Origin of the sequence: Ottowia beijingensis (assembly GCF_042680925.1) — a bacterium.
Lineage (GTDB): Bacteria > Pseudomonadota > Gammaproteobacteria > Burkholderiales > Burkholderiaceae_C > Ottowia > Ottowia beijingensis.
Genome location: NZ_JBHUEP010000001.1, coordinates 240,629 through 253,038, shown reverse-complemented (window position 1 = coordinate 253,038; position 12,410 = coordinate 240,629). Strand labels below are relative to the sequence as shown.

The window sequence follows — 12,410 nt, the reverse complement described above, 5'->3', positions numbered from 1 at the left end:
ATCCCTCTACAGGAGTCCACCATGCAACGCACCGAACACCACGCCAGCTTCGGCGGCCGCCAGGAAGTCTGGCAGCACGCCAGCACCAGCACGGGCACCGACATGAAGGTCGGTGTCTACCTGCCGCCTGCCGCCTTGAAGGGCGAGCAGTGCCCGGTGCTGTACTGGCTCTCGGGCCTGACCTGCACCGAGCAGAACTTCATCACCAAGGCCGGCGCGCAGCAGTTCGCGGCCGAGCACAACCTAATCCTCGTCGCGCCCGACACCAGCCCGCGGGGCGAAGGCGTGGCCAACGACGACGCCTACGACCTGGGTCAGGGCGCGGGCTTCTACCTGAACGCCACGCAGGCGCCGTGGGCACCGCACTTCCGCATGGAGGATTACGTGGTGCAGGAGCTGCCGGCGCTGATCGAGCAGCACTTTCCGGCCAGCGCCGCGCGCGGCATCTTCGGCCACAGCATGGGCGGCCACGGCGCGCTGACGCTGGCGCTGCGCCATCCCGGCAAGTACAAAAGCGTGAGCGCGTTCAGCCCCATCGTGGCGCCGTCGCAGGTGCCGTGGGGGCAGAAGGCGCTGAAGGCGTATCGGGGCGACGACCCGGCGGCGTGGAAGCAGCACGACACCGTGGCGCTGATTGCCGGTGCCACCGAGCGCCTGCCGCTGCTGGTCGATCAGGGCGATGCCGACGAGTTTCTGGCCGAGCACCTCAGGCCCGAGCTGCTGCAGGCCGCGTGCGACAAGGCCGGCCACCCGCTGACGCTGCGCATGCAGCCCGGCTACGACCACAGCTACTACTTCATCGCCAGCTTCATGGCCGATCACCTGGCGCACCACGCGCGGGCACTGCGCCCGGAGCGCTGATACCGAGGGGTTCCACGGCGGGCGCGGTCGTCGGCGCGGCGGGGGATGCCGCGGGTGGGCCGTGGGGTGGCGCCAGGCCGGCGTACAGCACGCCCACGATGAGCAGACTGGCGAAAACGATGGCGAGCGCTTGTTGTGTGGTCATGGTGCCTCCCCCAGAGCAACGAGGCCCATTGGAGCGCAGTCACGTGCTGTGCACCATCAGCCATTGGGCCAGGGCCACCCCACTTTGGTTGTAGGCGGCCCTGAAGGACGCGGCCTCAGCCGCCCAGCGTCGGGTAGTCGGTGTAGCCCTGGGCGCCACCGCCGTACATGGTGGCCTTGTCCAGCCCCTGGTAAGGCCCGCCGTGGCGGATGCGGGCGGCCAGGTCGGGCATGCTGATGAAGGCCTTGCCGAAGGCCACCAGATCGGCGCGGCCGGAGGCGACAGCGTCTTCGGCCAGCACCGGGTCGTAGCCGTTGTTCACCATCCACGCGCCGCGGCCGCCGGCCTGGCGGTAGGCGGCCTTCATGGCGGCATAGTCGAACGGGCGCCCGGGCACCTCGCGCGGGCCGCCGGTGGCGCCTTCGATGACGTGGATGTAGGCCAGGCCGAGCGGCGCGAGCTGGCGGATGAGGTAATCGAACAGCGGCTGCGGCTCGGCGTCGTCGATGCCGTTGGCGGGCGTGACGGGCGATAGTCGGATGCCCACGCGGTCGTGGCCCACGGCATCGATCACGGCGCGGGTCACTTCCAGCATCAGGCGGGCACGGTTCTCGATCTTGCCGCCGTAGTCGTCGGTGCGCTGGTTGGCGCCGGTCTTCAGGAACTGGTCCAGCAGGTAGCCGTTGGCGCCGTGGATCTCGACGCCGTCGAAGCCGGCCGACTTGACGGCGTTGCGCGCGGCGGCGGCGCAGTCGTGCACGATCTGCGGGATCTCGTGCCGGTGCAGGGCGCGCGGCGCGCTGACCGGCGTGAAGTGGCCCTGGCCCTGTTCGTTGAAGACGTAGGTCTTGGCCTCGGCGCGGATGGCCGAGGGCGCCACCGGATCGGCGTTGCCGGGCTGCAGGATGTGGTGCGACACGCGGCCCACGTGCCACAGCTGGCAGACGATCTTGCCGCCCTGCGCGTGCACGGCCTGGGTCACCTTCTTCCAGCCGTCGAGCTGCTCGGTGCCGTACAGGCCGGGCACGTCGGCATAGCCCTGGCCCTGGGGGCTGATGGCGGTGGCCTCGCTGATGATGAGGCCGGCGCCGGTGTCGGGGTTGGCGCGCTGGGCGTAGTACTCGGCCATCAGCGGCGTGGGGGTGGCGCCGGGCGCGCGGTTGCGCGTGAGCGGGGCCATGACGATGCGCGTGGCCAGGTCAATGGCGCCGGCGCGGGTGGGTGAAAACAGTGGGCTGGGCATGGTCGATCCTTGCGTTGACGCCCGTGATTTTGCGCCAAGCGCGGGGCGTGCCGCAGGCGCCCGGTGTCGCACACAATGTGCGCATGTCCACGCCCGAAACACCCCGCCTGCGCCGGCTGGTGCTTATTGCCCTGGCGCTGTCGCTGGGCGCGGCGGTGTCGCTGGGCATCACGCGCTTCGCCTATGGGCTGCTGCTGCCGGTGATGCGCGACGACCTGGCCTGGAGCTACACGCTGGCCGGCGGCATGAACACCGCCAACGCCGCCGGCTACCTGCTGGGCGCGCTGGCCACGCCGTGGCTGATGCGGCGCTTTGGCGCGGCGGCGGTGCTGCTGGGCGGGGCGCTGCTGGCCAGCCTGTTCATGGCGGCGTCGGGCTTCTTCACCGCGGCCAACCCGCTGCTGCTGCAGCGCCTGCTGGCGGGCGTGGCCAGCGCCTTCGTGTTCGTGGCCGGCGGGCTGCTGGCGGCGCGGCTGGGCGCGCGCCTGCCGGCGCACGCCGGGCTGCTGCTGGGGTTGTACTACGGCGGCACGGGCTGGGGCATCGCGGTGTCGGCGCTGGGCGTGCCGGCGCTGCTGCAGGCGGCGCAAGGCGTGCCGCACGGCTGGACCTGGGCCTGGTGGGGGCTGGCGCTGGCCTGCCTGGTGGCCACGGCGGTGCTGGTGTGGCCGGCCAGATTGCTACATAAAGAAGAGCTGTCAACGCAGGCCAGTACTGCGCAAAAGCCCGATTTTATGCCTGATCCGCTGCCCTGGCGCCGCATGCTGCCGGCGCTGGCGGGCTACACGCTGTTCGGTGTGGGCTACATCGGCTACATGACCTTCGTGATCGCCCTGCTGCGCGAGCAGGGCGTGGGCGCCGGGGCCATCACGCTGTTCTACACGCTGCTGGGGCTGGCGGTGGTGGCGTCGGCGCGCATCTGGGCCGGCCTGCTGCAGCGCGCCCAGGGCGGCGGCGCGCTGGCGCTGCTGAACGCGCTGCTGGGCGTGGCCACCATCCTGCCGGCGCTCACCGGCGCGTGGCCGGTGGTGCTGGCGTCGGGGCTGCTGTTCGGGGCGGTGTTCCTGTCGGTGGTGGCGTCGACCACCGCTTTCGTGCGCCACAACCTGCCGCAGGCGCAGTGGGCGGCCGGCATCAGCGCCTTCACCATCCTGTTCGCCTTCGGGCAGATCGTGGGGCCCACGGTGGTTGGCTGGGTGGCCGACGGCCCGGGCGGGCTGGCGCGCGGGCTGGTGTATTCGGCCGCGGCGCTGTGGTTGGGCGCATGGCTGGCCTGGCGCCAGAAGCCGCTGGCCTGAACCCCGCCCGCACACTGCATGGGTGTGTGATGTTTGTCGCGCCGCTGTGGCGCCGGCTGGGGACAAGTGCACACAAGTGGTTGATTTCGGCAACTGCAGGCGCACGCCGGCGCGGCCCGGCGCCAGAATCGCGCCCGCCGGCTGGCTGTCGCGGACAGGGCGGTCGGCACTTCACCCGAAAGACTCCCATGCGCATGATGAACGCCCATTCCCTTGCCCGCCGCACGCTGATCGCGGCGGCTTCGCTGGCCCTGCTGCCGGCCTTCGCGCAGTCGCCCGCGCTGGCCGACACGCTGGCCAAGCTGAGCGCCAGCAAGACCATCACGCTGGGCGTGCGCAAGAACGCCGCGCCCTTTTCGTACATCGATGCCGCGGGCAAGCCGGCCGGCTTCAGCTGGGCGCTGTGCCAGGCCATCGTGCAGCAGCTGTCGGCCGAGCTGAAGACGCCGATCGCGGTGAAGTTCGAGCCGGTGACGCTGGGTGAATCGTTCGATCTGCTCAAGCAGGGCCGGATCGACCTGCACTGCGGCAGCACGGCCAACACGGCGGAGCGCGCCAAGGCGGTGGATTTCTCCAACACCTTCTTCGTGTCGCGGGTGGTGGCGGCGCACCGCAAGCAGGACGCCAAATTCGCGTCGGCGCGCGAGTTCGGCCGCACGGGCGTGCTGCAGGGCTCTACGGCGCAGACGCTGATGCAGGTGTACGCCGCCAAGAAGGCCAGCACGCTGGCGCTGGGCCCGGTGAAGCCCTTCGCCAGCTACGACGAGGGCGCCAAGCTGCTCAAGGGCGGCGCCATCGACACGCTGGTGGCCGACGAACTGCTGATCCCGCGCGACGCAGAGATCGCCCTGCGGCGCGACCAGCTGACGGTGGAGCCCTATGCGCTGGTGATGCGCAAGGGCGATGCGGCGTTTGTCGACGCGGTGGACCGCGCGCTGGCCAAGGTGGTGAGCGGCCCGCAAGCCAGGCAGCTGGCGGAGGCCGCGGGCCTGAAGGTGGACCACATGACGCTGGACGCCTGGCGCAACCCCAACAAGCAGCCGGCGCCGCCGGTGTTCTGACGGCGCGCGGGCGCTCAGGCCCGGTCGATCAGATCAGGCCTTCGGCCTTCATCGCCGCCTGCACCGCCGGGCGGGCGGCCACGCGCTGGCGGTAGGCCGTGAGGTTCTGGTAGGGCGACAGGTCGATCTGCATCGGCTGGGCCCAGTTGGTGACGGTGAACAGGTAGCCGTCGGCCACGGTGAAGTCGTCGCCCATCAGCCAGGTCTTGCCGGCCAGCAGGCCGTCCACGTGCTGCAGGCGGTCGGCCAGCTTGGCCTTGAAGCGCTCCTTGGCCTCGGCCGGCATGCCGGGGTCGAACAGCGGGCCGAAGTTCTTGTGCAGCTCGGTGCCGATGAAGTTGAGCAGGCTTTGCAGCTGGTAGCGTGCCAGGGTGCCGTTGGCGGGGGCGAGCTTCTTGGCCGGCGCCTGGTCGGCGATGTACTGGACGATGGCCGGACCTTCGCTCAGGCCGGTGCCATCGTCGAGCACCAGATAGGGCACGTAGCCGAGCGGGTTGACCTGGCGGAAGTCGCTGCCGTCGGGCAGCTGCTTGGTCTTGGTGGGGGCAGAGATGGCTTCGTAGGGCAGGCCGGCTTCCTCGAGCGCGATGTGGGGCGACAGCGAGCAGGCGCCGGCAGAGTAGTAGAGCTTCATGGATGCATCCTTTGTTTTATGGGTCGAATCGGGCTCCAGCGCCCGTCCTGATTGCGCGAACAGCTATCTAAAGAATAGCATCTGTTGCCGCGCCGATCAGCATATCAAAAGCCGAGCAACCTTGCAGGCGGCTCAGGCGGGGCGGGTGCGGGTGGCGCGCTCCAGCTGCGCCAGGTAGCGCATGGCGTGCACGCCGTTGTCGGCCACGGGGCCGCACATCTCCAGCGCCGGCCGCAACTGGCGGCACACCGCCGGGCGACCGGGCTGGCCGAAAACGCGGCAGCGCAGGGCGTCGTCCAGCTGCACGCAGTGCACGCCGGCCGGCTTGCCGTGCGGCATGCCGGGAATGGCGGAGCTGATCGACGGGGCGATGCAGCAGGCACCGCAGCCGGGGCGGCAGGCCAGCGCCTGGTCAGGTGCCGGATCGGGCTGCAGCGCAGGTGGGTCAAGCGTCATATGCTTTCATAATCATAGCGAGCGAGCGGATGGCCGCCGCAGCGGGGTTGCGCTGTCCTACGCGCTTGTGCCGGTGTGGATGACGGCGGCTGGCCGCGACCGGGGCGACCATGAAGCCATGCAGTGACGGCCCCCAGGGCGACTGACCAAAACGGCCGAAGGCTTTGACCGCTGGCACTGCATTCAGACAGACCACTTTCGAGAAGGAGATAGACATGCTGAAATGGGCCATTATTTTTGCCGTGATCGCGCTGGTGGCGGGTGTGCTGGGCTTTGGCGGCGTGGCCGCGGGGGCCGCGGGCATTGCCAAGATCCTGTTCGTGCTGTTCCTCATCGTCGCCGCCGTGATGCTGGTGCTGGCGCTGATGGGCGGCAAGGCGGTCAGCAAGAACTTGTAAGGGCGCTGCCCGTCCAAGCCAGGAAAGCCGCCCGAGGGCGGCTTTCCTGCTTTCAGGGGTACAGCCCGCGCAGGTCGCGCGCATGCAGGATGCGCGTGCAGGCGACGATGAAGGTGGCGGTGCGCAGGCTCACCTGGTGCTGTTGCGCCGTGTGCCACACGCCGGCAAAGGCATCCTTCATGATCTTGACCAGGCGCGCGTTGATCTCGTCCTCGCTCCAGAAGAAGCTGGAGAAGTCCTGCACCCACTCGAAGTAGCTCACCGTCACGCCGCCGGCATTGGCGATCACGTCGGGCACCACCAGCACGCCCTTGTCGTTCAGGATGTCGTCGGCCTCGGGCGTCGTCGGGCCGTTGGCGCCCTCGATCAGCATGCGGGCCTTGATCTTGCCGGCGTTGTCTTTCGTGACCTGGCCTTCCAGCGCGGCGGGGATCATGATGTCGCACTTGGTGCCCCAGAACTCGGCGGGCTTGATCGGCTCGCCGCCCTTGAAGCCGGCCACGCCGCCGGTCTTGGCCACGTGCTCGAGCAGCTTGGGCACGTTCAGGCCCTTGTCGTTGGCGATGGCGCCGGTGTGGTCCTGCACGGCGACCACCAGCGCGCCGGCCTCGGCGAACAGCTTGCCGGCGGTGCCGCCCACGTTGCCGAAGCCCTGCACGGCCACGCGCGCGCCCTCGATGCTCAGGCCGATCTGCGCCGCCGCTTCGCAGGCGATGGTGAACACGCCGCGCCCGGTGGCCTCGCGCCGGCCCAGCGAGCCGCCCACGTCGACGGGCTTGCCGGTGACGACGCCGGTGGCGGTCTCGCCGATGTTCATCGAGTAGGTGTCCATCATCCAGGCCATCACCTTCTCGTTGGTGTTGACGTCGGGCGCGGGGATGTCTTTGGTCGGGCCGATGATGATGCCGATCTCGGAGGTGTAGCGCCGGGTCAGGCGCTCCAGTTCCTTCATCGACAGCTGGCGCGGGTCGACCCGGATGCCGCCCTTGCCGCCGCCGTAGGGCACGTTGACGGCGGCGTTCTTGATCGACATCCACGCGGCCAGCGCCATCACCTCGGACAGCGTCACGTCCTGGTGAAAGCGCACGCCGCCCTTGGCCGGACCGCGGCTGGTGTTGTGCTGCACGCGGTAGCCTTCGAAGTGGGCGACGGTGCCGTTGTCCAACTCGATCGGCACATCGACGATCAGCGCGCGCTTGGGGCGCTTGAGCGTCTCGACCCAGCGCGCCAGCGGGCCCAGGTAGGGCGTGACGCGGTCCACCTGCTGAAGGTAGATGCCCCAGGGGCCGAGGTGGTTCGGGTCGAGGTACGAGGGCAGGGCGTGGGCGCTGGCGGCGGGCGCGCCGCTCTTGGATGGGGTGCGGGGCATGGGTCTCCTTGTCGTGGAAGCGTCGGCGCGCGGCAGGCAAGGGGCCGCGCACCCTGACGGTGCAGCATAGCACCGGGCTCCGGCAGGCCAGGGCATGCCCACGACTGGGTGGTAGCTATTAAAAATATAGCTGCTCGCGCAGTATGGGCGCTGACAGAAGGCTGATTCAGCCTTAGAATGGCAGGCTTTCGCAAGCGAACCAGCGTGCCTTCACCCACCTACACCCATCCGCAGCATTTCGAGGTCATCGTCGTCGGTGGCGGCCACGCCGGCACCGAGGCGGCGCTGGCCGCCGCGCGCATGGGCGCGCAGACGCTGCTGCTGACGCACAACATCGAAACCCTGGGCGCGATGAGCTGCAACCCCAGCATCGGCGGCATCGGCAAGGGCCACCTGGTGAAGGAGGTCGATGCCCTGGGCGGCGCCATGGCGCTGGCCACCGACGAGGCGGGCATCCAGTTCCGCATCCTCAACAGCAGCAAGGGCCCGGCGGTGCGCGCCACCCGGGCGCAGGCCGACCGCGTGCTGTACAAGGCCGCCATCCGCCGCCGGCTGGAGAACCAGCCGAACCTGTGGCTGTTCCAGCAGGCGGTGGACGACCTGCTGCTGGAGGGCGGGCGCGTGGTCGGCGCCGTCACGCAGGTGGGCATCGCCTTCCGCGGCCGCACGGTGGTGCTGACGGCCGGCACCTTTCTGGACGGGCGCATCCACGTCGGGCTCGACAACTACCAGGCGGGCCGCGCGGGCGACCCGCCAGCGGTATCGCTCTCGGCGCGGCTGAAAGAGCTGAAGCTGCCGCAGGGGCGCCTGAAGACCGGCACGCCGCCGCGGCTGGACGGGCGCAGCATCGACTTCGCGGCCTGCGAGGAACAACCCGGCGACGGCATGCCGGGCGGGCAGAACCCGCGCATGCCGGTGTTCAGCTTCATCGGCCGCGCCGACATGCACCCGCGCCAACTGCCGTGCTGGATCACGCACACCAACGCGCGCACGCACGACATCATCCGCTCAGGCTTCGACCGCAGCCCCATGTTCACCGGCAAGATCGAGGGCGTGGGGCCGCGCTACTGCCCGAGCGTGGAAGACAAGATCAACCGGTTCGCCGACAAGGAAAGCCACCAGATCTTCCTGGAGCCGGAAGGGCTGGATACGCACGAGGTGTACCCCAACGGCATCTCCACCAGCCTGCCGTTCGACATCCAGCTGGAACTGGTGCGCAGCATGAAGGGGCTGGAGAACGCCCACATCCTGCGCCCCGGCTACGCCATCGAGTACGACTACTTCGACCCGCGCGCGCTGAAAAGCAGTTTCGAGACACGCGACGTGCAGGGCCTGTTCTTCGCCGGCCAGATCAATGGCACCACCGGCTACGAGGAGGCGGCGGCGCAAGGCCTGTTCGCCGGCATCAACGCCGCGCTGCAATGCCGCCAGCTCGATGGCCGGGCCGACGACTTTGGCGGCGCGTGGTTGCCGCGCCGCGACGAGGCCTATTTGGGCGTGCTGGTCGACGACCTGATCACCAAGGGCGTGACCGAGCCGTACCGCATGTTCACCAGCCGCGCCGAGTTCCGCCTGCAACTGCGTGAAGACAACGCCGACATGCGCCTGACGGAAACCGGCCGCGCGCTCGGCTTGGTGGACGATGCGCGCTGGGACGCGTTCAGCCGCAAGCGCGATGCTGTTTCACGTGAAACACAGCGCCTCAAGTCCACCTGGGTCAACCCGCGCAACCTGCCGGCGGCCGAGTCCGAGCGGGTGCTGGGCAAGGCCATCGAGCACGAGCACAACCTGTTCGACCTGCTGCGCCGCCCGGAGGTGAGCTACGCCAGCCTCATCAGCCTGGACGGCGGCAAGCATGCCGGCACCGACGTTTCACCTGAAACACTGGGCGACCTGACCGATCCGGTGATCGAGCAGGTGGAGATTGCCGCCAAGTACAGCGGCTACATCGATCGCCAGCGCGACGAAGTGGAGCGCGCTGCCTATTACGAAAGCCTGCGCCTGCCGCCTGAGCTGGACTACCTGCAGATTGGCGCGCTGTCCATCGAAGTGCGGCAGAAGTTGCAGGCGCAGCGGCCCGCCACGCTCGGCCAGGCCGGCCGCATCAGCGGCGTGACACCGGCCGCCATTTCCCTGCTGCTGGTCCACCTGAAGAAGGGTGGGTTCAAGGGTTTCGACGGCGCCGCCTCTCCGCGCGCTGCCGAAGCGGCATGAGCCACCACCCCCAGGCCAGTCGTCTGGCAGCGGGCCTGCAGGTGTTGGGGCTGGCGCTGTCGGCAGAGCAACAGCAGAAGCTGCTGGCCTACCTCGACCTGCTGGCCAAATGGAACAAGGTCTACAACCTGACGGCCGTCCGCGATCCGGACGAAATGCTGACGCACCATCTGCTGGACAGCCTCTCCGTCATCGCGCCGCTGCACCGACACACCGGGGGCGGGGCGATCCACCTGCTGGATGTCGGCGCCGGCGGTGGTCTGCCGGGTGCGGTCATCGCCATCTGCTGCCCGGAAGCCCAGGTCGATTGCGTCGACACCGTGGGCAAGAAGGCTGCCTTCATCCAGCAGGTGGCCGGCGCATTGGCCTTGCAGAACCTGCGCGGCATTCACGCGCGGGTCGAAGCGCTGACTGGTCCCTACGACGTGATTGCCTCGCGCGCGTTTGCCTCGCTGGGCGATTTCACCGCCTGGTCGCGCCAGGCGTTGGGCCAGCGGGGCGTCTGGATGGCGATGAAGGGCAAGCACCCCGACGACGAACTGGCCGCCCTGCCGGCTGACGTGGAAGTGTTTCACGTGGAACAACTGGAGGTGCCGGGGTTGGACGCCGAGCGCTGCCTGCTGTGGCTGCGCCCAAAGGAGTACGTATAAGCATGTTCGGCATCCAGGACTATGGGGCCTTTGTTGCGGCCGTCATCGTGTTCCTGGCCATTCCGGGGCCGGGCAACTTCGCGGTCATCACTTCTACCGGCAAGGGGCGCATCCGGGGTGGGTTGGCGGCCACCTTCGGCATCATCGCGGGCGATCAGGTGCTGATGTGGCTGGCCGTGGCCGGGGTGGCGGCGCTGCTCAAGGCCAACCCGGCGGTGTTCGCGGCGGTGCAGTACGCCGGCGCAGCCTATCTGGCGTGGCTGGGCTTTCAGATGCTGCGCGCCAGACCGGGGGGTGCGCCGGTGCTCGATATCCAGCCGCACCATTACTTCAGGCAGTCTCTTCTGATCACGCTGCTCAATCCCAAGGCCATCGTGTTCTACATGGCCTTCTTCCCGCTCTTCGTCGATCCGGCGCGGCACCAGGGGCTGCTGACCTTTGGGGTCATGGCGGCCACCATCGCGGTGCTGACCTTCGGCTATTGCGCCAGCCTCACCTTGATCACGCATTTCGCCGCCGAGCGCCTGCGCGCCAACCCGCGCGCGTCGGCGTGGTTGAATAGAATCGCCGGTTCCATGCTGCTCGCCTTTGGTCTGAAACTGGCGATTCAAAAATGATGAAAATCTTCTGTATCGCCAACCAGAAAGGCGGCGTCGGCAAGACCACCACCACGGTCAACCTGGCCGCCGGCCTGGCCAGGATCGGCCAGCGCGTGCTGCTGGTCGACCTGGACCCGCAGGGCAATGCCACCATGGGCTCGGGCGTGGACAAGCGGGCGATGGCGCTGTCGGTGTACGACGTGCTGCTCGAATCCGCCAGCGTGGCCGAGGCCGCCACCGTGCCCGACAAGCTGAAGGAAGCCGGCGCCGGCTACGCCGTGCTGGGCGCCAACCGCGAGCTGGCCGGGGCCGAGGTGGAACTGGTGGGCGAGGAGCGCCGCGAGCGCCGGCTGAAGGATGCCCTGGCCGCAGTGAGCGCAGACTACGACTTCGTGCTGATCGACTGCCCGCCGTCCTTGAGCATGCTCACGCTGAACGGCCTGTGCGCCGCGCAGGGCGTGATCGTGCCCATGCAGTGCGAATACTTCGCGCTCGAAGGCCTGGCCGACCTCACCAACACCATCAAGCAGGTGCACGCCAACCTGAACCGCGACCTGCGCCTGATCGGCCTGCTGCGCGTGATGTTCGACCCGCGCATCACGCTGCAGCAGCAGGTCAGCGAGCAGCTCAAGGCGCACTACGGCGACAAGGTGTTCGACACCATCATCCCGCGCAACGTGCGCCTGGCTGAGGCGCCCAGCTACGGCTTGCCCGGCGTGGTGTTCGACCCCTCGGCCAAGGGCAGCAAGGCCTTCGTCGCCTTCGCCAGCGAGATGGTGGAACGCGGTCTGCGTGGATGAATTCTTTAAGCCAAATCGGCCTTCAGCGCCCGCCCATCAAGCGCAACCAGCTATATAAACAGTAGTGATCCAGGTCGCTCCTTCCATCGTCCTCGTGCTGCCCGGCTGGCAGGGCAGCGGCCCGGGCCACTGGCAGAGCCGCTGGGAGACGCGCCACGGTTACCAGCGCGTGGAGCAGCACGACTGGCTGCGCCCGCTGCGCGGCGACTGGACGGCACGGCTGGAAGAGGTGATCCTGGCCCAGCGGCGCCCGGTGCTGGTGGCCGCGCACAGCCTGGGCTGCATCCTCACCGCCTGGTGGGCCGCGCATTCGCGCCACACCGACCGCGTGGCCGGCGCCCTGCTGGTGGCGCCGCCCGACATCGAACGCTACGACAACCGCCAGCAGATCCCTGGCTGGGCCCCCGTGGCGCGCCAGCGCCTGCCGTTCCGCAGCATCCTGGTGGCCAGCAGCGACGACCCCTTCGGCAGCCTGGAGGGCGCCAGCCGCCTGGCGGCCGACTGGGGCGCGGATTTCGTCAGCCTGGGGCCGAAGGGCCACATCAATGCCGATTCGGGCTTGGGCGATTGGGAAGAAGGGCATGTGCTGCTGCTTTCCCTGGTGCCAGCGGAAGACGCGGCGTGATCCGCGGCCTGTCGCACCTGACCTTCATCGTGCGCGGCGATCTGCACCACCGTTGGC

Annotated in this window: 13 protein-coding genes; 9 read left to right on the top strand and 4 right to left on the bottom strand. The window is 69.0% G+C overall.

What is annotated here, in order from left to right; all coding sequences use genetic code 11:
* Positions 1-21 precede the first annotated feature (21 nt).
* On the top strand, positions 22-861 hold the full coding sequence (gene fghA, locus ACFSCU_RS01170) for an S-formylglutathione hydrolase (RefSeq protein WP_180550378.1): 840 nt from the start codon (positions 22-24) through the stop codon (positions 859-861).
* Between the two features lie 260 nt (positions 862-1,121).
* Here fghA and ACFSCU_RS01165 read toward each other — a convergent pair whose 3' ends face one another.
* Positions 1,122-2,249 carry an alkene reductase gene (locus ACFSCU_RS01165; RefSeq protein ID WP_377559587.1) on the bottom strand — a complete coding sequence of 376 codons (1,128 nt, stop codon included), beginning with the start codon at positions 2,247-2,249 and terminating at the stop codon, positions 1,122-1,124.
* A gap of 83 nt (positions 2,250-2,332) precedes the next feature.
* On the opposite strand from ACFSCU_RS01165, the gene ACFSCU_RS01160 reads away from it, so the two are divergent.
* Positions 2,333-3,547: a YbfB/YjiJ family MFS transporter gene (locus tag ACFSCU_RS01160; RefSeq protein WP_180550379.1), complete on the top strand. Its 1,215-nt coding sequence runs from the start codon at positions 2,333-2,335 to the stop codon at positions 3,545-3,547.
* A 188-nt stretch (positions 3,548-3,735) separates the two neighbouring features.
* Positions 3,736-4,608, top strand: a complete 873-nt coding sequence (locus tag ACFSCU_RS01155; protein WP_180550380.1) for a transporter substrate-binding domain-containing protein — start codon at positions 3,736-3,738, stop codon at positions 4,606-4,608.
* A gap of 28 nt (positions 4,609-4,636) precedes the next feature.
* On the opposite strand, the gene gstA is transcribed toward ACFSCU_RS01155, so the two are convergent.
* Positions 4,637-5,242, bottom strand: coding sequence for a glutathione transferase GstA (gstA, locus tag ACFSCU_RS01150; RefSeq protein ID WP_377559584.1), 606 nt, complete (start codon positions 5,240-5,242; stop codon positions 4,637-4,639).
* 132 nt (positions 5,243-5,374) lie between these two features.
* Positions 5,375-5,698, bottom strand: coding sequence for a YkgJ family cysteine cluster protein (locus ACFSCU_RS01145; RefSeq protein WP_180550382.1), 324 nt, complete (start codon positions 5,696-5,698; stop codon positions 5,375-5,377).
* Positions 5,699-5,913: 215 nt separating this feature from the next.
* On the opposite strand from ACFSCU_RS01145, the gene ACFSCU_RS01140 reads away from it, so the two are divergent.
* Entirely contained in the window at positions 5,914-6,096 is a 183-nt protein-coding gene (locus ACFSCU_RS01140) for a DUF1328 domain-containing protein (RefSeq protein ID WP_180551764.1), read from the top strand.
* A 52-nt stretch (positions 6,097-6,148) separates the two neighbouring features.
* Here ACFSCU_RS01140 and ACFSCU_RS01135 read toward each other — a convergent pair whose 3' ends face one another.
* A complete protein-coding gene (locus tag ACFSCU_RS01135; protein WP_377559583.1) occupies positions 6,149-7,465 on the bottom strand; it encodes a Glu/Leu/Phe/Val family dehydrogenase in 1,317 nt (438 codons plus the stop codon).
* 204 nt (positions 7,466-7,669) lie between these two features.
* Here ACFSCU_RS01135 and mnmG point away from each other — a divergent pair, with 204 nt between their 5' ends.
* From mnmG to ACFSCU_RS01110, 5 genes are all read left to right on the top strand, one after another.
* The gene (gene mnmG, locus ACFSCU_RS01130) at positions 7,670-9,679 is read left to right on the top strand and encodes a tRNA uridine-5-carboxymethylaminomethyl(34) synthesis enzyme MnmG (protein ID WP_308645822.1); all 2,010 of its coding nucleotides are present in this window, start codon (positions 7,670-7,672) and stop codon (positions 9,677-9,679) included.
* Entirely contained in the window at positions 9,676-10,329 is a 654-nt protein-coding gene (rsmG, locus tag ACFSCU_RS01125; RefSeq protein WP_377559581.1) for a 16S rRNA (guanine(527)-N(7))-methyltransferase RsmG, read from the top strand. Before mnmG ends, rsmG begins: the two co-directional genes overlap by 4 nt.
* 2 nt (positions 10,330-10,331) lie before the next feature.
* The gene (locus ACFSCU_RS01120) at positions 10,332-10,946 is read left to right on the top strand and encodes a LysE family transporter (RefSeq protein ID WP_377559580.1); all 615 of its coding nucleotides are present in this window, start codon (positions 10,332-10,334) and stop codon (positions 10,944-10,946) included.
* Complete coding sequence (locus tag ACFSCU_RS01115; RefSeq protein WP_377559579.1) at positions 10,943-11,728, top strand: ParA family protein; 786 nt, start codon at positions 10,943-10,945, stop codon at positions 11,726-11,728. The genes ACFSCU_RS01120 and ACFSCU_RS01115 overlap by 4 nt, the downstream gene beginning before the upstream one ends.
* Before the next feature lie 64 nt (positions 11,729-11,792).
* Positions 11,793-12,353, top strand: coding sequence for an RBBP9/YdeN family alpha/beta hydrolase (locus ACFSCU_RS01110; protein ID WP_308645823.1), 561 nt, complete (start codon positions 11,793-11,795; stop codon positions 12,351-12,353).
* Positions 12,354-12,410: the final 57 nt, after the last annotated feature.

Excerpts from the sequence above, each read along its gene's own strand:
- fghA (WP_180550378.1), top strand. The coding sequence starts at position 22 with ATGCAACGCACCGAACACCACGCCAGCTTCGGCGGCCGCCAGGAAGTC.
- ACFSCU_RS01165 (WP_377559587.1), bottom strand. The coding sequence starts at position 2,249 with ATGCCCAGCCCACTGTTTTCACCCACCCGCGCCGGCGCCATTGACCTG.
- ACFSCU_RS01160 (WP_180550379.1), top strand. The coding sequence starts at position 2,333 with ATGTCCACGCCCGAAACACCCCGCCTGCGCCGGCTGGTGCTTATTGCC.
- ACFSCU_RS01155 (WP_180550380.1), top strand. The coding sequence starts at position 3,736 with ATGCGCATGATGAACGCCCATTCCCTTGCCCGCCGCACGCTGATCGCG.
- gstA (WP_377559584.1), bottom strand. The coding sequence starts at position 5,242 with ATGAAGCTCTACTACTCTGCCGGCGCCTGCTCGCTGTCGCCCCACATC.
- ACFSCU_RS01145 (WP_180550382.1), bottom strand. The coding sequence starts at position 5,698 with ATGACGCTTGACCCACCTGCGCTGCAGCCCGATCCGGCACCTGACCAG.
- ACFSCU_RS01140 (WP_180551764.1), top strand. The coding sequence starts at position 5,914 with ATGCTGAAATGGGCCATTATTTTTGCCGTGATCGCGCTGGTGGCGGGT.
- ACFSCU_RS01135 (WP_377559583.1), bottom strand. The coding sequence starts at position 7,465 with ATGCCCCGCACCCCATCCAAGAGCGGCGCGCCCGCCGCCAGCGCCCAC.
- rsmG (WP_377559581.1), top strand. The coding sequence starts at position 9,676 with ATGAGCCACCACCCCCAGGCCAGTCGTCTGGCAGCGGGCCTGCAGGTG.
- ACFSCU_RS01120 (WP_377559580.1), top strand. The coding sequence starts at position 10,332 with ATGTTCGGCATCCAGGACTATGGGGCCTTTGTTGCGGCCGTCATCGTG.
- ACFSCU_RS01115 (WP_377559579.1), top strand. The coding sequence starts at position 10,943 with ATGATGAAAATCTTCTGTATCGCCAACCAGAAAGGCGGCGTCGGCAAG.